The organism is Paenibacillus sp. QJM3NY_38, from assembly GCF_056173265.1.
The window spans coordinates 1,099,292-1,125,457 of record NZ_CM149665.1; the positions used below are offsets into that span (position 1 = coordinate 1,099,292).

General features: G+C 53.8%; 18 protein-coding genes. 15 read left to right on the forward strand and 3 right to left on the reverse strand.

Translation table 11 applies throughout. The annotated features are described in order from the left end of the window. Nucleotides 1–3: 3 nt before the first annotated feature. A complete protein-coding gene (locus tag AC0VZ8_RS04835; protein WP_475486182.1) occupies nucleotides 4–2,040 on the forward strand; it encodes a methyl-accepting chemotaxis protein in 2,037 nt (678 codons plus the stop codon). A 630-nt stretch (nucleotides 2,041–2,670) separates the two neighbouring features. Here AC0VZ8_RS04835 and AC0VZ8_RS04840 read toward each other — a convergent pair. Next, on the reverse strand, nucleotides 2,671–4,812 hold the full coding sequence (locus AC0VZ8_RS04840) for an alpha-amylase family glycosyl hydrolase (RefSeq protein WP_475486183.1): 2,142 nt from the start codon (nucleotides 4,810–4,812) through the stop codon (nucleotides 2,671–2,673). 433 nt (nucleotides 4,813–5,245) lie between these two features. On the opposite strand from AC0VZ8_RS04840, the gene AC0VZ8_RS04845 reads away from it, so the two are divergent. The 12 genes from AC0VZ8_RS04845 to AC0VZ8_RS04900 all read left to right on the forward strand — a co-directional run bounded on the left by AC0VZ8_RS04845 (nucleotide 5,246) and on the right by AC0VZ8_RS04900 (nucleotide 21,377). Next, a complete protein-coding gene (locus tag AC0VZ8_RS04845; RefSeq protein WP_475486184.1) occupies nucleotides 5,246–6,391 on the forward strand; it encodes a serine hydrolase domain-containing protein in 1,146 nt (381 codons plus the stop codon). Nucleotides 6,392–6,489: 98 nt separating this feature from the next. Beyond that, nucleotides 6,490–7,443: a GNAT family N-acetyltransferase gene (locus tag AC0VZ8_RS04850; protein WP_475486185.1), complete on the forward strand. Its 954-nt coding sequence runs from the start codon at nucleotides 6,490–6,492 to the stop codon at nucleotides 7,441–7,443. Between the two features lie 35 nt (nucleotides 7,444–7,478). Next, nucleotides 7,479–8,219 carry a PIG-L deacetylase family protein gene (locus AC0VZ8_RS04855; protein WP_475486186.1) on the forward strand — a complete coding sequence of 247 codons (741 nt, stop codon included), beginning with the start codon at nucleotides 7,479–7,481 and terminating at the stop codon, nucleotides 8,217–8,219. A 459-nt stretch (nucleotides 8,220–8,678) separates the two neighbouring features. Next, nucleotides 8,679–9,293, forward strand: coding sequence for an alpha/beta hydrolase (locus AC0VZ8_RS04860; RefSeq protein ID WP_475486187.1), 615 nt, complete (start codon nucleotides 8,679–8,681; stop codon nucleotides 9,291–9,293). Between the two features lie 146 nt (nucleotides 9,294–9,439). Then, a complete protein-coding gene (locus AC0VZ8_RS04865) occupies nucleotides 9,440–10,387 on the forward strand; it encodes a carbohydrate ABC transporter permease (RefSeq protein WP_475486188.1) in 948 nt (315 codons plus the stop codon). Between the two features lie 15 nt (nucleotides 10,388–10,402). Continuing rightward, nucleotides 10,403–11,242 carry a carbohydrate ABC transporter permease gene (locus AC0VZ8_RS04870; RefSeq protein WP_113061534.1) on the forward strand — a complete coding sequence of 280 codons (840 nt, stop codon included), beginning with the start codon at nucleotides 10,403–10,405 and terminating at the stop codon, nucleotides 11,240–11,242. Nucleotides 11,243–11,398: 156 nt separating this feature from the next. Continuing rightward, complete coding sequence (locus tag AC0VZ8_RS04875; protein ID WP_071221535.1) at nucleotides 11,399–12,769, forward strand: ABC transporter substrate-binding protein; 1,371 nt, start codon at nucleotides 11,399–11,401, stop codon at nucleotides 12,767–12,769. Between the two features lie 98 nt (nucleotides 12,770–12,867). After that, complete coding sequence (locus AC0VZ8_RS04880; protein WP_475486189.1) at nucleotides 12,868–14,679, forward strand: cache domain-containing sensor histidine kinase; 1,812 nt, start codon at nucleotides 12,868–12,870, stop codon at nucleotides 14,677–14,679. Beyond that, entirely contained in the window at nucleotides 14,672–16,294 is a 1,623-nt protein-coding gene (locus AC0VZ8_RS04885) for a response regulator transcription factor (protein ID WP_475486190.1), read from the forward strand. The genes AC0VZ8_RS04880 and AC0VZ8_RS04885 overlap by 8 nt, the downstream gene beginning before the upstream one ends. Nucleotides 16,295–16,352: 58 nt before the next feature. After that, on the forward strand, nucleotides 16,353–18,227 hold the full coding sequence (locus tag AC0VZ8_RS04890) for a heparinase II/III family protein (protein ID WP_475486191.1): 1,875 nt from the start codon (nucleotides 16,353–16,355) through the stop codon (nucleotides 18,225–18,227). Between the two features lie 18 nt (nucleotides 18,228–18,245). Continuing rightward, entirely contained in the window at nucleotides 18,246–19,382 is a 1,137-nt protein-coding gene (locus AC0VZ8_RS04895; RefSeq protein ID WP_475486192.1) for a glycoside hydrolase family 88 protein, read from the forward strand. A gap of 117 nt (nucleotides 19,383–19,499) precedes the next feature. Continuing rightward, entirely contained in the window at nucleotides 19,500–21,377 is a 1,878-nt protein-coding gene (locus tag AC0VZ8_RS04900; RefSeq protein WP_475486193.1) for a DUF2264 domain-containing protein, read from the forward strand. 78 nt (nucleotides 21,378–21,455) lie between these two features. Here the strand turns inward: AC0VZ8_RS04900 and AC0VZ8_RS04905 are convergent, their stop codons facing one another. Further along, a complete protein-coding gene (locus AC0VZ8_RS04905; protein ID WP_475486194.1) occupies nucleotides 21,456–22,547 on the reverse strand; it encodes an oxidoreductase in 1,092 nt (363 codons plus the stop codon). Nucleotides 22,548–22,696: 149 nt separating this feature from the next. On the opposite strand from AC0VZ8_RS04905, the gene AC0VZ8_RS04910 reads away from it, so the two are divergent. Continuing rightward, nucleotides 22,697–23,599 carry a LysR family transcriptional regulator gene (locus tag AC0VZ8_RS04910; RefSeq protein WP_475486195.1) on the forward strand — a complete coding sequence of 301 codons (903 nt, stop codon included), beginning with the start codon at nucleotides 22,697–22,699 and terminating at the stop codon, nucleotides 23,597–23,599. 147 nt (nucleotides 23,600–23,746) lie between these two features. Further along, entirely contained in the window at nucleotides 23,747–25,015 is a 1,269-nt protein-coding gene (gene ilvA / locus AC0VZ8_RS04915) for a threonine ammonia-lyase IlvA (protein ID WP_071221525.1), read from the forward strand. Nucleotides 25,016–25,156: 141 nt separating this feature from the next. Here ilvA and AC0VZ8_RS04920 read toward each other — a convergent pair whose 3' ends face one another. Then, on the reverse strand, nucleotides 25,157–26,095 hold the full coding sequence (locus tag AC0VZ8_RS04920) for a hypothetical protein (protein ID WP_475486196.1): 939 nt from the start codon (nucleotides 26,093–26,095) through the stop codon (nucleotides 25,157–25,159). Between the last annotated feature and the right edge of the window lie 71 nt (nucleotides 26,096–26,166).

Genomic DNA, 26,166 nt, shown 5'->3' on the forward strand with positions numbered 1-26,166 from the left:
CATATGAACATGATGAGACGTTTTCAATTCAAAGCGGTTGGGATGAAGCTGTTTGTTATCTTTTTTACCACGATCGTGCTGTTATCTTCGGCGCTCGGGTTATTATCGTATTCCATCTCCAAAGACACGGTGATGGATCAGGTGTCGGAAGCGACTTCGGGGCAGATGATGCAGGCGGCGGACAAGCTGGATTTCTTGCTGGCCCAATATGAAGCCGCTTCCCGTCAATGGGCGCTGGATACGGTTCTTCGCGAGGACCTCGTTACGGTAAGTACGGCGGGTATCGGCATTCGGGACAAAACGCAGGCCGAGAACCGAATCCGGGAGAAATTGAACGGGATGGCTTCTTCGGATAAACGTCTGCAGGGCATGCGCCTGGTTGCACCCAATCTTCAAGCTCAAAGCTCCTATAACTCAACGGGCTTAACGGGAATGTCTTCTTCGGACTGGGTGAAGGCGAAGATCGACCGGATTATTCAGGCCGATGGCGAACCGGTATGGTTCCCGACTGAGATCAAGGGTTTTATGGGGAACGAGAATACCGCCACCATGACGATGGGGAGATTGCTGAAAAACCTGAAGAATCCGAATGCGCAGTACGTCCTGCTGATGGATGTCAAGGATGGCGCGGTCGGCGAGGTGCTGGCAAATCTAAAAATAGGGAATAACGGACAGATGCGGATCGTGTCCGAAGATAACCGGATCGTGCACGACGTGGACCCGGCCCAGCTGATGCAGCCGTCCGCCATTACGGTTCCTCCAGATGCCGAGGAAGGGGGGATTTATTACACCGCCGACGAGCAGATGGTGGTGTATACCCCGCTGAAGACGGCTCCTTGGCATATGGTCGGCTTTGCTCCTGTTAGCGATTTTGTGCAAGCCACGGACAAGCTATTGGTTGTAACGCTCGGGGTTATTGTGGCTGCGGTTCTGGTTGCGATACTGCTAGGCTATTATATGCTGCGTTCCATCGGCCGCCCCCTGAATCAGATGTGCCGTCTGATGGAAGAGGGAGAGCAGGGGAATCTGAAGGTTCGGACCGAGTTCCGGCGTGCGGATGAAATTGGTCGTCTCGGCCACAGCTTCAACCGGATGATGGGGCAAATTTCGGCTTTGGTCGATCAGACGAATGCTTCCGCGAAGCAAGTGCTGGCCACGGCGGAGGAACTGGCGGGAGTATCGAAGGGAACCTCGCTGACGGCTGGTGAAATTGCATCGGCCATGGAGCAGATTGCACAGGGAAGCGCAAGCCTGGCGATGGAGGCCGAACGGGAGAATCAGCTGGCTGAGAACATTGGCGTTCAGATGAGTAAGGTATCGGATTCGAATCAAGTGATGGAGGCCGCGGCTGATCGCGTGCTTCAGGTGACGGGAAAGGGCGCACGGCATATGGACAACCTGGTGGAGAAATCCACGCGGATTAATCAAGTGAACCGGGCCATTGTCCAGAATGCGGAGAAGCTGAAGGATAACACCGCGTCGATTCACAAAATATTGGAGCTGATGTCGGAGATCACCCATCAAACCAACGTGCTGTCCATTAACGCGACGATTGAAGCGGCCCGTGCGGGGGCAGCAGGCAGCGGCTTCATGGTCGTAGCCAATGAAGTGCGCAGCTTGGCGGATCGTTCCAAGGAATCGATCCAGACCGTAGGCGCGATGATCAAGGATATCCGCTCTGAAGTACAAGGCTCCGTTGATGCATTGACGTCGGCATCACCGCTCTTTGACGAGCAGCTGCATTCGGTACAGGAAGCCCAGGGCGTATTCGATCATGTACGCGACGAGATGGATGCTCTATTAGCCGAGATCCGCGAATCGACCCGGTCGGTAGAGGTACTGATCGGTTCTCAGCTTACCCTGACCGACTCGATCTCGGAGGCCAGCTCGATCGTTCAAGAGACCAGCGCCGCCACGGAGGAGGTTGCTTCGATGTCATCCGAGCAGTTCAAGGTGAGCGAGAAGCTGGTTGCCCTGTCTTCACGCTTGGAGGAGCTGTCGGAGGGCTTGCGCAAGTCATTGGTGATGTTTAGGACGTAAATGGTTTTCGATTGTTGCGTGAAAATGATGTGGGCTATGCAGCACTCCGCATGCTCCATTGAAGTGAGGCGCTGCGAGTACGTATCGTTCCTCCAATCGCTGTTGCCCCCAATTTTCTTGGAATTATAATTCTGCGGTAGAAAATCGGGGGCAAAGGCGACCACTATCGTTTTTCCGGAATCGATTCGTCCTCTTCGCTGCTGCGTGCATGCGCACAACCATTTACGCTAAGGTGTGGGGGATGGGAAAAGCGGATGAAGGGGGAATATCTTCATCCGCTTTTTTGCTGGTGGGAGTGGTGTTCGGGCGTGCTGGAACATAGCGCGGGTCGTTGAGTTACCTCGTACGCTTGTTGAGTTACTGCCTGCTGACCACGCGCTCTCTCCCTTTGGGAATCGCTTTTTATGTTGTGCAGGGACAGGGATCAATCGGTTACTTTGTGCGTAACAGACTACTGTCTGCTGGAATTATGAACTGCATGAATTAAAACCAGCTCCGGGAACTGTCCCGGAGCTGGTTTTGTTGTAGGTGCACTCTTCGGCAAAAGCTTATGGTCGGCGGCCATTGCTCCGCATTCATGGTGGTTGGCCGTTTGCCGGAGCAGTAGAGGAATGGTGCGTTTTTATGGATTTAAGGCTGCCAGTTCACGTTAATGGTGGTCGTGCCGCTCGTTGGAGCCGTGAAGGTATGGTTCGAGCCGCCTTCCCACGTTACCGTCGAGCCTTGTTTTTTTAGGAATTTGAATTCAATGGTTTTGCCGGCCGGTACGCTGACGTCATAGTACCAGGTTGGGTATTGGTAGATGACCTGGTTGTACAACGGTCCGATGGCTTTGGCAGGATCCCAATTGCCGAGCTCGCTTACGCTGCCAGCCAGGTACACGTTTTGTCCGAGCGCAGTGGTGGCATTGTTCACCACAAACCGGACGCTGACTTGATCCCCGGTCAGCACTTCGAAGTTGTCGTGTACATTGCTTGAAGTGCCAGCGCTATTGGCGACTTTGATGTTATATACACCACCGGCTATCGCAGGGATCTTCACTTTGATCTGCGTGTCCTCCCATGCCGTAATGTTAGCGCCTGTTACGGCCGTTGAGCCGAAGTATACCGTGCCTTTGGTTGCGCCGAAGCCGCGGCCGTCAATGGTGATGGTTGCGCCTGGTTTGGCCATCATCGGTCCTACGTGCCCGATCGTTGGCGAAGTCACGGCCGTGGTATATTGCCATACGGCCGTACCGCCCGCAGCGAGCGTAAAGTTGGAAGCTGCTCCGCCTGTGCCAACGGTCAAGCTGTTGCCGTTCAGAAGTCCGCCAAGCACGTCGGCATAGCTGCCTGCAGGCAATGAAGTCGCCAATCCGGTAATGGAGGCCGGCGTATTCACGTTGCGGTTTACAGCGATAAGCGCCACGTTGCTGCCGAATTTGCGTTCATAGATCAGCACATCATTGTTGATCCAGCGCTCTTGGGTCGTTCCATAGGCGATGGCCGGATTGGATTTGCGCAGTGGCGCCAGCTTTTTAATTACTTGGTAAGCGGTCGTCGTTGTAGAGAAAGAAGGAATTCTTGCCCGGTTGTCAGGGTCGTTGCCGCCGGACATGTATTGCTCGGTTCCGTAATAGATGGCCGGCACGCCGCGGGAAGTGAGCGTGAAGGCCAGCGCTTGCTCCAGCTTACGGCGGTTCGCGCTGTTATTGTGGAAGCGTTCCATGTCATGGTTATCGATGAACGTAACCTGATCCTCCACCTGCGCATAATCGGTTGCCGAGCCCTCCAGCATGGACTTCAGACCGTACATATTGTCGGTGTTGTCCCTGAATACCTGGCGTACCTTCTGCGCGAAACGGAAGTCCAGCAGGCTCATGCCGGATTCGTTGGCGAACTTATGGTTCTCGGCACTTACTTCGTTCACGCCGAGGAACCATTCGCCGAAGGTGAAGACCGGCTTGTAGTTGTTGACGGTAGCCATGAAACTCTTCTGCCAGCCAAATGGCATATGCTTCACCGCGTCCATTCGAATGCCGTCAATGCCCAGATCGAGCCACATTTTGATGGCGTCCTTCAGGTAGGTATCCACGGTGCTGTTATTGTGATTCAGGTCGGCAAGGTCGTACAGGTTTTTGTAAATCCCGTTCTCTGTTGTTGAGAAATCGGTGCCTCCGTTATGATGAAACAAATTCTGTGTATCGCCCGTGTATCCGCCGAGCAGGGTGCCGTTGTTGTACAGCTTGCCGTTCTCCGCGAATGAAGGCTGGTCGGAGGAAGCGGGAGAGGTGTGGTTCGGTGCGAAGTCGATGATGACTTTGATGTTCTTGGCATGAGCGGCTGCGATGAGATTCTGGAAATCGGCGATCGTGCCGTAAGCCGGGTTCGTTTTCTTGAAATCTCTGGCCCAATAGCCGTGATAAGCGGTGTTGTTCACGCCGGAATAGTTGATGACGCTGTAGATGTTCTCAACAGGCTGGGAGATCCAGATAGCGGTAACGCCCATGCCGGTCAGGTAGCCGTCGTTGATTTTGTTAATGATCCCTTGCCAGTCACCGCCGCAGTATAGCCTCAGATTGGTACAGGTACCGTCAAAGGCAAGTCCGGTCGGGTTGTTGGCCGCATTGCCGTCGGAGAAACGGTCCGTAAAGATTTGATAAATGACATCCGTGCTGAAATTTTGTTTATTGGACACCGAAGTATCCGGGGCCGCATGAGCAGGGCCGAGAAGGCTGAAGGCCAGGGACAAGCTAAGGGCAAGAGCAGTTGTCAGTTTGTAAAACTTTTTCATCGTAATTCCTCCTATGTAGCTGATATAGAGAAGGCTGGTTTTACTAGCTTATCGGCTGCTTGCATCACCTCCCATACTAAATCGGGCAACAAAAAACCCCGGAATCTCCTGTAGAGAAACCGGGGTTGTTCCATACCGGGTGTGCGGTGACGGAATGCATGGCCCTTAAATTATGCGAGTGTTTGATTTCAACATTATTGTAAATGGAAGCGTATTCAAGTGTCAATATGTTATATCCAAATAAAAGGGGAATTTATGTAGAATGCGATGAAATTAAATTTTATAATTTTTAATTAATATTGAAACAAAATTTTACAGGTCATATAATAGATTTAGGAAACGTTTACATTTTCAAAGGTACTGTGGAGTTAAATGATGTGTCTGTTATTTAGTATTCAAACTTAAGGACTTGCAGCAAAGGAGGGAAGATGGGATGGCGAGCAGCGCGGAAGTCGGTGCAGAGCAGCTGGGCTTGGGAATCAAGGGAGTGAAGGCGGCGTGCACCGCCATTGAACGCGAAATAGCCGCGGGTACGACGCCGGGTGCCGTGTTGGGTGTCATGCATGAAGGCAAGCAGTGGTTTTATAGTGCCGGTTATGCCAACCCTAGACCAATGCAGGGTCAGCCTGTGCCGGTCAGCACGGATACGTTATACGATTGTGCGTCCTTAACGAAGGTGGTGGTTACGCTCCCATTGATTCTGCAATTGATCGATGAGGGAGCCTTGACCTTAAGCACAAAAGTAAGTCACATTCTGCCTCCATTCGGAACGGCCGGTAAAGAAGAGCTTACGGTAGGACAGCTGCTCACGCATACCTCCGGGCTCCAGGCGGACATGAACCTGCATTCGCAGGGCTGGGATACGGAGCAGATGTGGGATGCCGTTCTTTCCGCACCGCTCGTGACCAAGCCGGATACCGAGGTGATTTACAGTGATCTGGGATATTTGGCGCTCGGCTGCATGATTGAGAAGGTCATGGGAATGTCTTTAGAGCAGGCAGTAAAGGAACGGGTGTTGGATCCGCTCGGCATGCGTCATGCGACGCTGACTCCTGCGCCGGAACAGGCCGGCCGCTATGCAGCAACGGAGTATGAGGATACCATCCAGGATCATCTATGCGGAATTGTGCATGACGAGAAGGCACGGGCCTTGGGTGGTGTATGCGGTCATGCCGGCTTGTTTGCGACCGCAGGCGATCTGCTGCAATACGCCCGAATGTGGCTGGCACAAGGGGCGATCCCCGCAACGGTGAGGCCAGAGACAGGAGGCGGCGGATTCCGCGTCTTATCCAGGGCGGCGGCGATTACGGCTACTCGTACCCATACGGGGCATATTCATGGCTCCAACCGTGGCCTGGGGTGGGTACTGAAAGGGGACAAAATGGACGCTTCGGGTGATTGGATGGGTCCGGGCTGTTACGGACATACCGGATTTACCGGAACCAGCATGTGGATCGATCCCGAGCTGGATCTCGCGGTCGTACTGCTGACAAACCGCGTATACGGGGGACGGAGCAGCAGTGTCGCCCAGCTGCGGGCCCAAGTCCACAACGCATTGACGGGAGCCGTAACATGGTGAGATGGGAATGAGCCGTGTTCGATTCGGCATCGTTTCGCGGCAATGGAAGCGAATCCAAGCAAATCTGAAGCATTACGACAATAAGGAGGGAATACGCAATGACGAGTTTAGCCTACAGGGCTTACCGGCCTGGAGACGAAGACGCTATCACTACCCTGTGGAATGCCTGTCTACCGGGAGATCCCATGACTCGGCTTCGCTTTCGGAACTTGGTGCTTGATCCGAACTTTGATCCGCAAGGACTGCGGATTGCGGAGCAGGAGGGCTGTATAGTAGGCGTCCTGTATGCGGTACGCCGGAGGCTGCCGATGATCGGAACCGAACTGGAGCCGGATCGCGGGTGGATCACCTTCTTTTATACCGATCCATCGGTTCGGAGACAGGGTGTGGCATCGCGGCTGCTGCAGGACGGCGAAGACTATCTTCGCGATCATGGACGCAGCAAAGTCTTTTTTTCCTCGTATGCCCCGAATTATATCGTTCCTGGAATCGATGGCGAGCGCTATCCGGAGGGCTTGGCGTGGCTTGCGGCAAGCGGCTTTACCCGCAATTATACGGCGGTTGCGATGGATCGCTCCCTGGTCGATTTTCGTATGCCGCCGGAGGTTGCGGAATTAAAGCGGCAGCGTGAGCAAGAAGGCTTCACCTTTATGCTGGCTCAGGACAGCGATTTGGTGGAGCTGATCGATTTTGCGACGGATGTGTTTAACCCGGATTGGGGCCGGGCGATTCGCGAGGGACTGCTGCAGCGATTAACAACGGATCAGATCCTGATCGCGCGCGATCAAGGAAAGCTGGTGGGATTCTGCCTGCATAACGGATATGAAGGCGTGGCTGAACGCTTTGGACCGTTTGGCGTGGACCCGTCGATGCAAGGGAAGGGCCTTGGGAAAATTCTGTTATATGATTGCCTCGCCCTTATGCGTGCGCAGGGGCTGCATGGAGCCTGGTTCCTCTGGACGGGCGAACAAAGCCCGGCAGGGCATCTGTACCGCAAGGCCGGATTTCATGTGACGCGCCGGTTCGATATTATGAGCAAAACGCTCCAATAGTTTCTACTACTTTTCATACAAAGGGGAGATCCGATTTGACGGAAGCAAAGCAGCATCATATTTTGGCGATTGGCGGACATGCGGGCGATATGGATCTTACGGCGGGCGCCGTTATCGCCAAATACACACAAGCTGGCCACAAAGCAACGTTTCTTCACTTAACGCCAGGGGAGAAGGGACACCCCCGTCTGACGCCGGAGGAATACGCGAAGCAGAAGATTGACGAGGCTCACCAATTTGCCGATATCGTTGGCGCGGATGTCCGTTTCCTTGCTTACAAGGATGCCGAGCTGCCGCTCGATGAGGAAGTGAAATATCAGGTAGCGGACGTCATACGGGAAGTGAAGCCCGATATCATCATCACGCATTGGAAGGAGAGCATCCACAAGGACCACTCCAATACCCATTACATTGTGGAGGACGCCCGCTTCTATGCAGGGCTGAAGACGATTGAACGAGAGCTTCCGGCCCATTATGCCCAGCATTTATACTATGCGGACAATTGGGAGGACCCGTACGATTTTCACCCTGAGGTGTTTATCGATATTCCGGACGAAGCCTATGAAACTTGGGTGAGAGCCATGAACGTGTATGCTTATGCGCGTGGGGAAACGTATGGCTTCCCGTTTATCGAATATTACAAAGCGCTCACGATTGTAAGGGGGGCTCCGGTGAACTTCAAGCGGGCACAAGCCTTTGCCGTGCCGAGAGGTGCATTGACTAAACGATTACAGTTTTTCCAATTATATGCTTTTACATCCAGACAATTGGAATAATACCTAATGAAATCACAAAAAAATTGTGGGAAATGCCAAAACATCCACTGACATTATACCTATCTTTTGATATAATGAGTGATGTTACGGGGGAACACGTACGGAATCATATAGAGAATACAAACAGGAGAGGAAGTCTTCCATATGGGGGCTTCCTCTCTTTTCATTTATCAAAGGCTGAGGAAACTGGCGACAAAGCATTTCCGAATGCAACTCTGACCGGTATGCGGAAGGGATGTTGTTGCATTTTTATAATTCCGTGGTATTATGTATTTAAAGAATCTTAAATTAAAGATATTAATGAGGGATTCTAGCGCAGTCTCTATAGGGACTGCAGCCTAGTTTATAATGTGATTTTTAGGGTAGCCTATGGTCCTATTGGGCTATTCAGGGGAATTCTAACATTCATGGTTGTATAACGGAATCTAACATATAACCAATCGAAAGGAGACAATACACATGGAACATACGCATATTTACCGCCAAGGAACTTTTCCGGAGGCACCAACCTTACTATTGCTGCACGGTACCGGGGGGAATGAGGAGGATTTGCTGCCGCTGGCCGAGATGATCTCGCCCGCATCGAATGTGCTCGGCGTTCGCGGAAATGTACTGGAGAACGGCATGCCAAGATTTTTCCGTCGTCTCGCTGAAGGCGTATTCGACGTAGAAGATCTCGTGCAACGCACGCAGGACCTGAATGAATTCCTGAATTGGGCAGCCGCCGAATACAGTTTTGACCGCAGCCGTATCGTAGCGGTTGGTTATTCGAACGGCGCCAACATTGCCGCAAGCCTGCTGTTCCACGAGGGAGATGCACTGCAAGGGGCTATCCTCCACCATCCGATGGTTCCGCTGCGGGATAAGGCCTTACCGGATTTGACTGGCATTCCCGTCTTCATCGCGGCCGGTCGTCACGATCCGATGTGCACCCCGCAGGAGAGCGAGGACCTGAATGAAATGCTAAGTGCGGCAGGGGCGGACGTGAAGCTGCATTGGGAGAACGGGGGGCATCAGCTGAGCCGTGCAGAGGTTGGGATGGCCGCTGCCTGGTTTAAGGAGAAGTTCCTCTAATACCAAGGGTGCCATGATATACAAGCACCATGCATTCCTTACCTAATAAGTAAAAATGAAAGCGAATATGATCAAAATACCGTCAAAACGCTGGCGGTATTTTTTTTATACTAAACCCATCGAATAAGAATCGAGGGGGGTCCGACATGGCACAGACAATGGAGACGATGAAGAAGCATGGCACCCAGCCTGCGCGGGGACACAGATCCCGGGGATCCTTGCAGCGGGGTGAGAACCTATGGGGGATCGCATTCGTAAGCCCGATGCTGATCGGCGTCATCATATTGGTGCTGTTTCCGATATTGGCAACGCTTGTGCTGGGTTTTGCCGATTGGAATTTCGTTCAAGGCTGGGATGGCATTCAGTGGGTCGGGTTTCAGAACTTCCGCCAGCTGCTGGAGGATGACATGTTTATCAAGTCGGTGCGTAACAACATCTTGTTTCTCTTGACGGTTCCGGTCTACATGATAATCTCGATGACGCTGGCCATCCTGATCGACCGGTTTGTCTATATGAAGGGCTATTTCAAAGTGGCCTACTTCATGCCCTACATATCTAATATCGTGGCGGTGGCCGTCGTATGGCAGGTGCTCTTCCAGCCGTCCTACGGGCCGATCAACGAAATCCTCCGGACGCTCGGGATATCCGATCCGCCCAAGTGGATCGCAGATCCGAATTTCGCGCTGATTTCCATCATGCTGATATCGATCTGGATCTCCATCGGTTTCAATCTGATTATCTATATCGCCGGGCTCCAGTCCATTCCGAAGGATCTGTACGAGGCGGCGGATATCGATGGAGCGAACGGGTGGACCAAGTTCAGACGCATTACGCTGCCCCTGCTGTCGCCAACGTCATTTTTCCTGCTGGTAACGGGCGTCATCTCCACGTTTAAGGTCTTTGATATCATTGCTGTCATGACCCAAGGCGGACCGATCGGATCGACGACGATGATGGTCTGGTATTTATACGATACGGCATTCGTTAACCTGAAGGTTGGTTACGCATCGTCCATTGCCGCGGTTCTGTTCGGTTTTGTCATGCTGATTACGCTGGGTCAGTGGGCTGCTCAGAAGAAGTGGGTCAACTACTAGGAAGGAGGGCGCTATATGGGGACAAGAGTCGGCGTCGACTGGCGCAAGCTCATCGTTACGATCGCGATGTTTGCGGTGAGCATTCTGTTTCTCCTTCCTTTTATATGGATGCTGGTTACATCCTTTAAGGTGGAGAAAGACGTATTCGTATATCCGATCCAGTGGATTCCGCGGGAGTGGAACGCCATCGAGAATTATAAGGAGGTATGGTTCGGTGATTATCCCTTCTATCTCTATTACTGGAACTCGATCAAGGTCAGCATACTGACCACAATCATCTCGGCCATGGTATCCGCTCTGGCGGCCTACGGCTTCTCCAAAATCCGGTTCGCCGCCGGCAATTGGCTGTTCATCATCGTGCTGGTGACCTACATGATTCCGGGCCAGGCCATCCTGATCCCGCAGTTTATTCTGTACCGCAACATCGGGCTGTTCGATAACCATTTCGGCCTCATTATGCTGGGAAGCTTCAGCGTGCTCGGAACGTTTATGCTCAGGCAATTCTTCATGGGCGTGCATCAGGAATTCATCGAATCCGCCAAAATCGATGGCGCGAACCATCCGCGAATCTTCTGGTCGATTGCACTGCCGCTGGTGAAGCCCGCTGTTGCCACGTATGCGATCCTGCGTTTCATCTGGACGTGGAACGATTATCAGAATCCGCTCATCTTCCTGCGGACGGACCGGCTGTTCACGATTCCGCTGGCGATGCAGAAATTCACGTCCTTGAGCGGAGAATTCTATTCCCTGATTATGGCTGCTGCCGTGTCGGCGATCTTCCCGTTGCTGATCGTTTTTATCATCGGTCAGAAGAGTGTCATCGAGGGCATCGCGCTGGGCGGGGTCAAGGGTTAAGAGCCCCGGGAATGAATGGGGTAAAAATAGTTCCAACATCAGTAAAGATTGTTTTATGGTTAAGATGTAAGCGCTCTATATAATGGGGATAGTTACAGCTAGAATCGTCACGACCTTACATACCGATATTGATATCAATGGGGAGGGTTATAGACAATGATGAACAAGAAATGGTGGTCAGGCGTTCTTACGGCTGCAATGGTGATCGGCCTGCTGTCCGGCTGCGGCGGAGCGAAGGAGAATGCGGCGCAAGAGGGTTCCGAACAAGGAGGGGGCAAGACCAATCTGAGGCTGTACACCTATGGCACGGAGGAAGCTTACAATTGGAAGAAAACGATCCAGGCCTATGAAGAGGCAACGCCGGGCGTGACCATTGAGCTGGTCCAGCTCAGCGAGAAGGGGGATACGCAGGAGGCGTTCAAGAAGCTCGACCTGGAGGCGGCATCCTCGGCCCAGATGGACATTCTGATGTTCAGCGATCCGGCGGGTTACGCGCAGCGGGTGGCGCTCGGCATGGCCGAGCCGCTGGATGACTTTATCGCGAAGGACGGCTACAGCGTGGAAACGGATTATAAAGTAGATACCCGCCTCGACGGCAAAGTCTACGCGCTGCCCGGCAAGTTCAACCCGTGGTATGTGCTGCTGAACAAGGATCATCTGGAGGAAGCAGGACTGCCGGTTCCGACGGACTGGACCTGGGACGAATATGCGGATTATGCCAAAAAATTGACCCAAGGCGAAGGAGCGTCAAAGCGCTACGGAACATACTTCCATGGTCCGCAAGGGGGAGGATGGCTGGAGTTTCTGAAGCTGATGATGGCAAATCAGCCTCAAGATACCGATTATTTGAAGGCCGACGGCTCTTCCAATCTGGATAACCCGACCTTCAGGAAGACGCTGGAGCTGCGCGTGCGGATGGAGAAGGAGGACCAATCCTCGGTGCCGTACACGGATATGATCTCCCAGAAGCTGAATTACCGGACGCAATTCTTCAATCAATCCGCAAGTATGATCACGATTGGCAGCTGGATGAACACGGAGATCGGCGGAACGGATAAAGTGCCGCTGGACTTCAATGTCGCCGTTGCCCCATTCCCGAAAAACGAGAAAGGAGATCCAACGGGGCTTACGCCGGTCACCACGGATTACGTGGCGGTGGCGGCTAAGTCCAAGCATAAGGAAGAAGCTTATAAATTCGTCCGCTGGTACACAACGGAAGGGCAAATCGTGCAGGGCAAGAACATTCCGGCCTGGCAGCAGGTGAAAACCGAACAGGTGGAAGAGATCATCGACACCATTCTGTCGGCCACGAAGAGTCCAGAGAAGGTAGACAAGAAATCGCTTGTGGACACCTTGGTCGCTTCGAAGGCCTCTGCCATCGTGCCTCCGGCACCTTATCAGGCGGAAGTGTACGAGGCAGTGAACGAGGAGTACGAGAAGCTGATCCTGGGCAATCAGGATATCGACCAGACCGTTGCGAATTCGCAGGACCGAGTGAACAAAATTATAGAATCCAACAAAAAATGATCTGGTATAATAGACAAAAAAATCGGGACGGAATTATTCGTCCCTTTTTTTGAATTCGCGTACATCATTCCCGTCACGCCATACCCGAGGTGGATCCTATGCCCGCACGACTCAAGAGCCTGATCCCGAGCTCCATCAGGCATAAGCTGATATTAGCTGCCATCACCTGCATCGTCGTTCCCGCCATCGTCAGCTTGATTCTGTATAATTCGTTAACGAAGGAAGCCTTGAGGCAGCAGGCGGTATCCAACGCAAGCGATGCCCTTCAGCTGGTCCGCGGATCGGTGACGAATCTGCTTTTAAGCAAAATCAATATCGCCAACTATATACAGATGAATTCCGGGTTGAATTCTTACTTCAAGCAGGTGGTCTCCGGCAACGAAGACCCGGATCCTTACCGCAGATTTATGGACTCCAACCGGGTACTGGAGCATCTAGACAGCTTGACGGTCGTCGGAGAGAAAAGTTATGTGACCGTCATCCTGGAGAACGGCTCCTATTACATGAATTATTCCGTAAGCGATTACAATCCGCTCGATTACAGGCAGCGGCCTTGGTTCAGCCGAATTTCGGAGCTGCAAGGCTTGGAGTCTCTATGGACGGAGCCGGAGGCCACGATGTTCCTCCCCGACCAAATCGATCATCCGACGCAGCTATCGGTGGTGCGCACGCTCAGGCTGCCGGATTCCGAGATATACGGCTACGTAATCGTAACGTTCATGGAGGATCAGATCAGCGGGATCTTCAACTCCCTTTCGGAAGGCAACGATATGGTGCTGCTGGATGCCAAGGGAACGATCGTTTCCGGCAGTCATCAGAACCAGATCGGAACGACCTTTGCTTATCTTGATGAGTTGGACCAAGAGAAGCCGTATTCGATCGTACCGATGAAGGGGGAGAAGCAGCTGATGGTACACCAGGACATTCCGTTTGCCGGATGGCGCCTGGTGCTGATGCAGCCGTACAAGGATGCGATCGTCAATATCAACTCGATTTTTAACCAGGTGTTCTGGTTTCAGATGTGCTTCTTTCTGATCTTTCTGCTGCTGCTCATTGCCCTTGTCCGCGCGTTTACGAAGCCGTTGGTCAAGCTCGGCAAGGTGGCAACCGCCGTGCAGCGCGGAAATCTGGAAGTAAGGTCGAATGTTCATGGCAATGATGAGGTTGGTCGGCTCGGTCATTTATTCGACGACATGCTGGACCGGTTCAAAGCCATGATTTCGGAAATATCCGAGAACCAGGCGAGAAAACGAAAAGCGGAGCTCCGAATGCTACAAGCCCAGATCCATCCCCACTTTCTGTTCAATGTCCTGAATTCGATCCGGATGAAGGTCATGAAACGGGGCGATCCCGAAAGCGCCAAGATGATCGGCTCCCTGTCCGTGCTGCTCCGCATGACGATCAGCCGCGAGGAGGACGAGATTGCGCTTCACGAAGAAATCGACCTGATCTCGCATTATGTGGCCCTGATGAACCTCCGGCAGAAGGAGGAGGTCAGGCTGGAGCTGGATATCGCGCCGGAGGCTTTCCTCTTTAAGGTGCCGCGCTTTTTCCTGCAGCCGATCGTGGAGAATGCATTAATCCATGGGCTCAACCAGCAGGCAGGGATGATCCGGATTGCAGCCGTCATGAAGGGCAGGCACCTCGTGCTGGCGGTGAAGGACGACGGCATCGGCATGGATGAAGCCATCAGGGAGTCGATTGCCCGCAGAATCCAAGGCGGCTCCGCCGGTTCCTCGACGCAGGAAGAGGCAAGCGGAGGCAGCTTCTCCCATATCGGTCTTCAAAATGTGATGGAACGGATGAGTATGGTGTTCGGCGAGGCTTTTCAATGTCACGTTTACAGCGAGCCTGGCCAGGGAACGGTGATCGAGATGTTTATACCGGAAAGAGGGAATGCGGATGTATAACGTGATGCTGGTGGACGATGATTATCCCGTCATCGAGCTGTTGTCGGAGGCCATATCGTGGAATGAGCTGGGTTTGAATCTGATGGGAAGTTATGAGAACGGCATGAGTGCCTGGGAGGATGCGAGGTCTTCGCCTCCGGACATCCTGATTACGGATATCGGCATGCCCAAAATGAACGGGCTCGAGCTGTCCGCACGCATCAAAGAAGTGAAAGCCGATGTGCGGATCGCCATTCTGTCCTGCCATAACGAATTCCAATATGCCCAGCAGGCTATGCGCCTGAACGTGCAGGATTATCTGCTGAAGGACACGCTCGACCCCGAGGAGCTGGCACAGCTGCTGAAGCGCTTCAAGCAGGCAATGGACGAGGAAGCCCAGAAGGGCTGGGAGCGGTCGCGGATGATCCATCTGGTGGACGAATCCAAGGAGCTGCGGAAGGAGCAGAGCCTCAAAAATTTCATACACCAGCCCCTGCTGTCACCCGAAAAATGGCGGCATGAGCTGGCGGAGTACGGGATATTGAAGCCGGGTTCTCACTGCCTTCCGGTGGTCGGGCATCTGGAGGATATCCGGGATATCAAGCACCGCTTCGCCTCCAACCAGACGCTGCATTTTGCCCTGGGCAACGTGCTGCGGGAGGTGCTGGAGCAGCTGAATCCGAGTGCGGTCCATGTCATATACGATGCAAAGTCTTCGCTGCTCCTGTTCTCGTATCGACCCGGCTTGGGCAGCAACATTTACGATGATGCCGCCGCCTGCCTGAAGGAGGTGCAGCGGACGCTCGAGCGCGTGCTGCGAATCCGCATGTCGTTCCTGATCGGCCGGGGCTGCGCTGATCCAGAAAGTTTAAAGGCAGGGCTCAATGGACTGTTGGCCAGCCGGCAGCAACGATTCTATCTGGAGCCGCAGGAGATATCGAAACTGAACGGAGCGCTTGAACAGAACAGTCTGCATGGGGATCCCGATCTCTTCATTTATTATGACCGGGCCAGCTCGGAGCTGCGGGAATCGCTGCTCGGCAAAGAGGGTTCCGGCGCGGTGCGCGATACGGTCGATCGGTGGATCGCATGGATTCAAGGCAAGCGGTACGCACCGGAATCGGTCAAGGACTGGGTGTTGAAGCTTCTGCTGGATCTGAAGCTGAGGCTTCATCTTCTGCATTCGCTGTCACCCGCTTATACGGCCGATGCACTGCACAAAGAGATCATGGACATGGATTCCTTGAACGAGCTGAAATCCTGGCTTCACGATTATTTGGAATCCACCATGCAGGCTATGGATCGGGGATTCGGGGGCAGCAGAAGATCGGAAGTGGCGGAGGCCTGCAAATACGTGTCCCTTCGGCTTGACCAGAGGATCACGCTGGATGAAGTTGCGGGCTGTCTGCACCTGAATCCGAGCTATTTCAGCCGCATGTTCAAGAAAGAAACGGGGGTCACCTTCATCGAATACGTCACCCGGATGAAGATGGAGCGAGCCAAGGAGCTGCTGCGGCAGACGGACCGCACGGTCGGGGAAATCTGCGAAAGTCTGGCTTACGACAATGTGAGTTATTTCAGCAAGACATTCAAGGCTTATGCGGGGGTGACCCCTGTAGAGTTCCGGAACGGTTGAACGGGAGATAAAATGGGCGTCTGAACGGGCGCCGAAATGGGGAGGAGGCCTTAGTCCGATGAACAGGATGCAGAAGCTGACAACGATTGTGAACGGGATGGCTCCCGCCGATCGGCGGATGTATTACCAAGGCAGGGACCAGAGATCCTTCTGGGAAGGCATTCGGCGAAGCGGAGATTACGAGCAGGACATATCCGAGATTCGCGAGGAAGGGGAACGGCTGCTGTCTGTCCCGAATCCGCCCCTGACCTATGACTTATTCACCCGGTTTGCCCGGCATGGAACGAGGCTGGACTATGAGAAGGTCTATTTCGAGCGAAGGCTCCGATTGAATACGTTTGCCCTGCTGACCCTTCTCGAGCCTGATAGGGGAGGGTACCGGACGGCTCTCCAGGAGATGATCTGGTCCATCTGCGATGAGTATACCTGGTGTTTACCGGCGCATCTGAACGCGGAATCGCCGGGCGGCATCAAAGGGACAATTGATCTGTTCAGCGCCGAGACCGGGTTTACCCTCAGCGAAATCCGCATGCTGCTGCGGGACCATCTGCCTTCGCTGCTGATCTCTAGAATCGAGGAGGAGGTTGAAGCGCGGTTGTTCACCCCTTTCCTAAGTCATGAGCACGGCTGGGAGACCGCGACGCATAATTGGTCTGCCGTCTGTGCCGGTTCCATCGGCTCTGCCGCGCTGCTGCTTATGGAAAGAGGGGAATCTCTTGCGAAGATTCTGCTGAAGACGGAGCGGTGCATGGACTATTATCTGCAGGGCTTTGGCCCCGATGGAGCTTGTCTGGAAGGGCTGGGATACTGGAATTACGGGTTCGGGTATTTCGTGTATTATGCCGATTTGCTGCGCAAGCGCACCCGAGGCGAAATGGACTGGTTCCGTGCCGAGAAGGTAGGCCGCATCGCCTTGTTTCAGCAAAAGGGCTTTTTGGCAGGCAAGGCCGTCGTCAACTTCTCCGATTCGCAACCGGAAAGCAAGGTGCACATCGGCTTGTCTCATTATCAGGCCGGATTGTACGGAGACTTCGAGTCTCCGCCGCAGTCTCTCCGGTCGGCTTACCGCGACGACCATTGCAGCCGCTGGGCTCCGGCCTTGCGCAACCTGATCTGGCGGAACCCCTTGCTGGCGGGAAGCGATTGGGGAGAGGCGAGTTATTATTTGCCTGATGCCCAGTGGCTGATCTCTCGCAGCTCCCATGGAGACGAAGTGTACGCGTTTGCCGCCAAGGGCGGCAGCAACGGCGAGCCGCACAACCATAATGATCTCGGGCATTTTATTCTGTACGGCGCCGGGGAAGTATGGTGCTCGGACCTCGGCTGCGGCGAGTACACGGCGGAGTATTTCGGCGAAGGACGGTATGGCTATGATTGCAACGGCTCCCAAGGACACTCCGTGCCGATTATCGACGGCCATTACCAGCGAGAGGGCCCGGATAGCGCTGCGGTCGTACTCGAAGCGGTGAATGGCGAAGCCGTGGATCGGCTTGCGCTTGAGCTGACCTCGGCCTACCGGGTTCCGGCGCTTCGTGCATTCACGAGGACGCTGGAGTGGAACAAGAAGGGGAATCGGCCAGAGCTGACGCTGAGCGACCGGTTTACGTTCGATTCACCCCCGGAGAGTCTGGTGGAGCGGATCGTCACCAGGATACAGCCCGAGCTGGTGCTGATGGATGGCTGGCAGGTTGTTAGGTTGCGGGCACCGGGTACTTATGAGCAAGCAGAGGCAGGAGGATCAGAAGTTGTTCAGGCCTTAAATGACAGGCCCGGCATGCTGATCCACTATGACAGCGGGCTTGTCGAGCCTGAGCTGACAAGCCATGTCTTCCGTGACCACTTCGGCCAGGAATCATCTTGGTATGCCGTTGATTTTAAAGTGAAGACCCCTGGTTTACATGCGAATATCGACTTTAGATTTCAATTCATATGAACAGAGGAGTGGAGAGGAATGAAAACAGAAATCGCTTTGGATTGGTTGACGGAGGCCTGGGAGAAGTCGGTTGCGAAGACGCGGCGAAACGTAACGCGGATTGGGGCGGGGTTTCCGCATGCCAGCCAGAATGGAGTCTACCAGCTGGAGCCGCCGCATTGGTGGACGGCCGGCTTTTGGCCTGGGATGCTGTGGCTTCTGTACAATGACAGCGGCCGGGCGGAGTTTAGAACAACCGCCGAGCAGTGCGAGCTCATTTTGGATGACGTGCTGAACCAATATGTACGACTGGATCACGATCTCGGTTTCATGTGGACGTTAACGAGTATGGCTTCCTACAAGCTGACCGGCAGCGAAGAGTCCAAGGTACGCGCACTCAAGGCGGCTAACTACCTGGCTGCACGCTTCAACCTGAAGGGCCAATATATTCGAGCCTGGAATCCATGGTCGGAAGGGGAGGATAACGCCGGGCTTGCCATCATCGATTGCGCCATGAATACGCCCTTGTTGTTTTTGGCCTCCGAGATCAGCGGTGATCCCCGCTACCGGCATATTGCCGAAGCACATATGGACACGGTGGTCCGGGACTTCGTCCGGCCGGACGGTTCCGTATATCATATCGTTCGATACGATCCGGTTACCGGTGAACGTGTGGAAGGGATCGGCGGGCAGGGCTTTGCTCCCGAATCCGCCTGGTCCAGGGGGACGGCGTGGGCGATCTACGGCTTAACGCTTGCCTACCATCATACGGGCAAGTCGATATACCTCGATACCGCCAAAACGGTGGCGCATTTCTTCCTGGCGAACCTTCCGGAAGACCATGTGCCATACTGGGACTTCCGCGCGCCGGATGAAGCCCGCATCTACCGGGATTCGTCCGCCGGAGCCTGCGCCGCCAGCGGGCTGCTGCTTCTGGCCGACAAGGTGGATCAGGGACAGGCAGCCGTATACCGGGAATCCGCGGTCCGGATTTTGGAATCGCTGTACCGGAATTACGGTACATGGGACAACGATGGGGAGGAAGGCTTGATTCTTCATGGGACCAGTCATTACCCGGAAGGACGGAATATCGACGTGCCCTTAATTTATGGCGACTTTTTCTTTGTGGAAGGCGTGGCGCGGCTGAGAGGGAAGGGGCCGTTTTACTGGGAATGACGTAAAAAAAGTACATGCGAGTAAGAGGATAAGAGAAGAAGAAGCACTGGGAAATGGATAGTAAGGTAGATTCTACAGAATAAGAGAAGCATGCCGGAAATGGAGTGAGAATGGAAGATGAGCATACAGGCAACGGGGAATCCCGATGGCGGCTTGACCCATCCGGTTGCCCGGAATCCGCTGCGAACAAGAGACGATGTGCAGGAAGCACTCACCCAACTGCTCGAGCCTCTGAATAAAAGGTACAGCGAGGGGCGAGCACGATTAATCCTTGAACGATCGGGAGCCGACGCCTATGCCGATATTGCGGAGATGGAGGGTTTCTCGCGAGTCCTGTGGGGACTCGTACCCGCCGTTGCCGGCGGATCCCATGGGGATCTGTGGGAGCTGTCTCTCCAAGGGATACGTTCAGGGACGGATCCGACGCATGCGGAGTATTGGGGAAAGGTGAACGATTATGACCAACGGCTGGTGGAGATGGCGGTATTCGGATTGGCTTTCGCCCTCATTCCGGAGCGAATCTGGCAGCCGCTGAACGAGAAGGAGAGGACCAACCTCTACCAGTGGCTCGATCAGATCAATTATCACCCTTGTCATGATTGCAATTGGCTATTTTTCCATGTTTTTGTCAACGTTGGCTTCCTCAAAGCAGGCTTGCCGTACGATGCTGAGCAGCTGGGGAACAATCTCCAGCGCATTGAGGAATTTTATCTGGAAGCAGGCTGGTACAGCGACGGAATCGGGGGGCACAGCGATTATTACGTGCCGTATGCCTTTCACTTCTACGGCCTGATCTATGCGCAGCTGATGGGAGAGGAGGACCCGGAACGCGCCGGGCGCTACAGGGAGCGGGCAGCGTTGTTTGCCCGCGATTTCGTTCACTGGTTTGCCCCCGACGGGGCGGCCGTTCCTTATGGGCGCAGCTTGACGTACCGCTTTGCCCAGTCGGCGTTCTGGTCGGCTGCGGCCTATGCCGGGCTGGAAGGGTTTCGTCCGGGTGAGCTAAAAGGGCTGATCCTGAGAAATCTCAGATGGTGGTTTCAGCAGCCTATATTCGACCGGGACAGCGTGTTGACGATCGGCTACGCGTACCCAAACCGGATCATGTCGGAGAATTATAATGCGGCCGGCTCCGTGTACTGGTCGCTGAAGACGTTCCTGATCCTGGCTTTGCCGGACGAGCATCCGTTCTGGACGGCCGAGGAGCAGGAACTGCCGGAGACGGGAGAAATTTCGGTGCAGGAGCAAGCGCATCTGGTGTTTTGCCGGGATCAGCAGACCGGCCATGTGGCCGCGTTCAATACGGGCCATCCGTCTACGAACGAGCATACGCATACTTCCGCCAAGTACGAGAAGTTTGTTTACTCAACCGCCTTTGCATTCAGCGTTCCGAGGGCGGAATGGGGACTGGCCCAGGGGGCTTACGATTCCATGCTGGCGCTTAGCGAAGGTGATCGGCTGTTCCGGGTCAAGCGCTTATGCGAAGAAACATGGATTCAGGAGCATGTGCTGTATTCACAATGGAAGCCGTGGAGAGACGTGGAGGTCCGGACCTGGATAGCTGCGGGGCTCCCTTGGCATATTCGCATCCATCGGATCAGCACGGGAAGAATGCTTGATGCTGCAGAAGGCGGGTTTGCTTTAGGCTTGGGATCTCTAAACAGCTCCATGGCGGGAGAAGGGGCAGCATCAGCTTCCGGCACCTTCGGTACGAGCGCCATCTATGGCATGCTCGGTTACGATACGGCAGAGCTCATCTATCCCCATGCCAATACCAATCTCCTGCGTCCCCGCACCGTCATTCCTACGTTGATGGCGGCGCTAGAACCCGGAACCCATTGGCTCATATCGGCTGTACACGGCGATCCAGGTCCTTACGTCGTTGAAGAGCCTTCCATGGTTACCGTAACAAAGGGTCTGGGTGTAGAGATTGGCCAGCGTGAGATTGAAATAACGACACAGACGGGGAAAGTCATCGTGATTCCGATGGACTGAAGGGCATGCCCTCATTCGCCTTCATATAAATCTAAACCACAAAAGCCGGGGGATTGATAACCCCGGCTTTCGTGCGCTTCATATAAGCACCTCATCCTCCCTGATCGTGGCGATGGGCTGCAGAAATTGGTGATTAAAGGGCCGCAGTTCTGTCCCTGCCCGAGCTTTATTCACCCAATCCGGGTTGACCAAGGCGCTGGTGCCGATCGCAGCGAAATGCGCATGGCCAGAAGCCAAGATTCGTTCTGCGACCGCCGGCTCGCCGAGTTTGCCGTTCGCGATGACGGGAACGCCGCCGTATGTTGCGGCAAGCTCGGCTAAGGTGGTCTCGCCATCAGCGAAAGCGGGGGCGTAAGCTTTGTACTCCGTCGTGTGAATGTAAGATGGTGAGGCCCCGCTCAATTTACCGAAAATTGTCTTAGCATCCTCAACTCCCTGTACCCACTTATGATGAAAATCGTTCACCTTGCCCTGGGAAATCCGCACGCCAACGGTATAATTCGGGCCAACGGCTGCCCGAATGGCTTCCAACACCTCAACGACAATTCGAATCCGATTCTCCGTGGATCCGCCGTATTCATCCGTTCTGCGGTTGGTGTAATCGGTTATGAATTGATCGAGCAGATAGCCGTTTGCCGCATGGATTTCAACCCCGTCGAATCCAGCAGCCTTGGCGCGGAGTGCGGCTTGCGCAAAATCCTGGATCGTTTGTTTAATCTGAGGCTGCGTTAACTCCCGAGGGGTGGCGAATTCCCCGCTTCCTCCATGATCCTCAAGCATGGCGCCCACCGGCTTCACCGCTGAAGGCGCGACCGGGATGAATCGCTCATGCTGAACCAGGGCCCCGGCGTGCATCAGCTGCGCAATGATTTTACTTCCCTCCCGATGAACGGCTTCGATGACAGGCTTCCAGGACGCGGCCTGCTGGTCATTGGCCATGCCGGGTTGGTTGAGATAGCTTTGGCTCTGTACGTCATCCGGATAAAGGCCTTCCGTAATGATCAGACCGAACCCGCCCTTTGCGAATCTCTGATAGTATCGGACCATTCGGTCGTTTGCCAAGCCATTCGGCCCCGCGCTCGTTCTAGTCATGGGCGAGAGTACGGCCCGATTGGGCAATTTCAAAGATCCTAATGAAGCTTCGGTTAGCAGGTTGGGATATGAATGCATGGTTTTGTCCTCCTCATTGGTTGATCAGTCTTATGGCGACCGACGCTTGTTAGTGGGTATGTTCTGATTGTATTTCGCATGGTCTATACTGTAAAATGATAGAAAATAATACATGTATCAAAAAAAATGATACCAAGAAGGTGTGCTGGATGGACTTAACGGATCTGAGGACGATCGCCGTCATCGTGGAGGAAGGCAGCGTATCAGGTGCTGCCGAGAAGATGGGGTATGTGCAATCCAACGTGACGGCGCGCATTCGCAAGCTGGAGTCCGAGCTGGGTGTTCCTTTGTTCGATAGGCACCCCAAAGGAGTCACTCCCACGGAAAAGGGGCTCGTTCTCTATCGATATGCCAAGGAGATTCTAGACATGACTGAGGAAGCCGTTGCCGCCGTGAAGGAGCCGCCCTATCCATGCGGTCCGCTTGTGATCGGCGTCGTGGAGACAATGGCGACATCACCATCCTTTATTCAGGCCTTGTCCCACTTTCAACGAACCTATCCGGAGGTCGCGCTATCTCTTGTTAGCGGAACATCTCCACAGCATTATGAAGGCATGCTCAGCCGTAGATTGGACGGTGCGTTCATTACCGGTGATTATGATATGTCGCTGCTTGTGAGCGAGCTGGAAATCCGGGAGGAGGTGTCGCTGCTCGCTTCGTCGGAGGAATCCGAAGAAGAGGGGGCATTCAAGGCATTCGAACTAACGGGTGCTTCTTGGATCGTATTTCCCAAGGGATGTCCGTTCCGGAAGTCTAACGAAGAATGGCTTAGCAGCGAAGGGATCGCCGCAGCGAACATGATCGAAATCAGCACATTGGAAACGATGCTCAGTTGCGTACGGGCCAAGCTGGGCTGCGCGCTTCTGCCGGCATCGGCGATTCCTTGGTCCGATCCAGGATTAACGGCCTACCCCGTACCGGAAGAGTATCGCAGCGCCACGACCCGGCTACTTCGTCGCAATGAATCATTCCGCAGCAAGGCGTTTGCCGCTTTCGCGGAATGCGTCAGAGAAGCGGGCGGTCTGAATTCGACTGGAATTCAGGCTTCCTGATCTTGAAAATATCTCCAGTTTACGAAAGCTTGCCAGAAAAGGGCGGGATATTTTCATGAAAAGTGATACAATGATAGAAATACGTAAATGAGGGTAGCGGAAGGATCAACGTTTACCTGGCAGCGAAGTGGGAGTGTGATCGAGAGAATGGAAGAGACGTATACGGCAAAACGGGCAGTCAGCATGGAGGACATCGTACGCGCACACCACGTGCTTCGTGAAGTGATCGTGCGGACGCCACTGCAGCGCGACGCTGTGCTGTCAGCCAAGTATGACTGCGAAGTGTATTTGAAGCGCGAGGACTTGCAGGTGGTTCGCTCCTTCAAGATCCGCGGCGCTTACAATATGATTCGCAGCTTGTCGGACGAGGAACGTGGTAACGGGATCGTGTGCGCGAGTGCGGGAAACCATGCGCAAGGGGTGGCTTTCTCCTGTAATGCGCTGAATATTAGAGGCAAGATTTATATGCCGAGTACAACCCCGAATCAGAAGGTGAAGCAGGTGAAGCGTTTTGGCGGGGGCAGTGTCGAGGTCATTTTGACAGGCGATACCTTCGACGATGCTTATGCTGAAGCGATCAAAGCTTGTGATGAGTATGGCATGACCTTTATTCACCCGTTCGATGAAGCGAAGATCATCGCGGGCAACGGCACGATCGGGATGGAAGTTATGGAGGAGCTGGACGCTCCGGCTGATTATATGTTTGTCACCATTGGCGGCGGCGGTCTTGCCGCAGGCGTAGCAACATATGTCAAAACCGTCAGCCCAACGACGCAGGTCATTGGCGTTGAACCGCTCGGCGCAGCGTCCATGATCGAGGCCAAGAAGCAGGGTGAGGTGGTCACCATGCACGAGATCGACAAATTCGTGGATGGCGCAGCCGTTAAGCGTGTCGGGCAGCTGACCTACGATATCTGCTGCGAGCTTGTCGATGACATCGTGACGGTACCGGAAGGAAAAGCCTGCACCACCATCCTGGAGCTGTATAACGAAAATGCAATCGTTGTAGAGCCTGCCGGGTCGCTGGCCGTGGCGGCGCTGGATATGAACCGGGACCGGATTCGCGGAAAAACGGTCGTATGCATCATCAGCGGCGGCAATAACGATATCGACCGGATGCAGGAAATCAAGGAGCGTTCCTTGATTTATGAAGGGCTGAAGCATTACTTCATGATCAACTTCCCGCAGCGTGCGGGAGCACTCCGCGAGTTTCTGGAAGAAGTGCTGGGTCCCGACGACGATATTGCACGCTTCGAATACACGAAGAAGCATAACAAGGAAGACGGGCCTGCCCTGGTGGGCATCGAGCTGTTAAGGCCCGAGGATTACGGTCCGCTGGTAGAGCGGATGCAGCGCAAGGGTCTGGATTATACAGAGCTGAACAAGAACATGAACCTGTTCAATCTGCTGATTTAAGAGGTAACAGGCCACGATAAATAGGCACAGGCCACGTATAAAAGCCGGATTCTCCTACAAACGGGAATCCGGCTTTTTTTCATAAGCTATTCATTAGGTTGTCGATCTTGTTTAACGTTGGTGAATTTGTGGTTCGTTCGTCTAGTCGAGCGGAACCGCCTTCGCACGATACTGCTCCACTTCCTGGGTCAACTTGTCCTTGTTACTCTCAAGCACTTCAGACCAGGACTTCAGCTTTTTCAGGAGAGCGCTTTTGGAGACGGCGTCGCTGTCCTTGAGTACGCTATCGAAGGCTTGCCGCACTTCCGGATCAAGTAGATTGTCCTCGTACTTGAATAGCGGCGTATTGTTATAACCGTAGAATAAACTCAGCTCCGTAAAACGAAGCTTCAGCTTCACGTCAGCGGTCCGGTTTGATTTAGGATATGTCGTGATAAAAGCCTCCTGCGCGAGTCCACGTTCAATGACCTCGGACCAAGGGATGACCAAGGCGGCATCACTGACCGCAGGCTTCTCGGACTCCACAATCATGATGTCGATGTAGGCTTGAAGATCCTTATTGATGTAAGGCTTATATGGTTTCAGTGTCGTATAGTCGATAATCGGGAAGATGACGCCTTCGGTCGTATACAGTCTGTAGCCGCTGTCCCGCAGATTGATGAGCACCTTCCGAAGCGTGTCGTCCTTGGCTTTGTTAATGGTCGTGTTAATCGGCTCCCCGAATTTGTACAGGTTCATCAGCTTATCCTGAATGCCGATTTCATACACCTTATCGGTTTTTGCCGGGAGTGCATCATTCATCGCGTTCTCCAGTTTGAGCACCAGCAGGGTCGCCTGATACGGGGTAACGCTGCGGATATGCTTGGTGATGTAAGCCTTGGCATAAGCCACGTCAGTTTCCTTCAGAAGTTTACTCGCTTTGTTGTACACCGCATTGCCGAAGGCGGTAGCTTTGCTTGAAACTGCGGTTGAACCAGCTTGGGATACGGATGCAGGTGCTGCGTTAGCGATGACGCCGGTCTGGATCGTTAGAATAAGTGCAAGGATGGCAGCAATCGCGGATTTTTTGGATTTTGACATATATATTCCTCCCTTACCACACATTACCCTTATCCTATCATCTTCTATAGAACATTAGTTTACAATATACG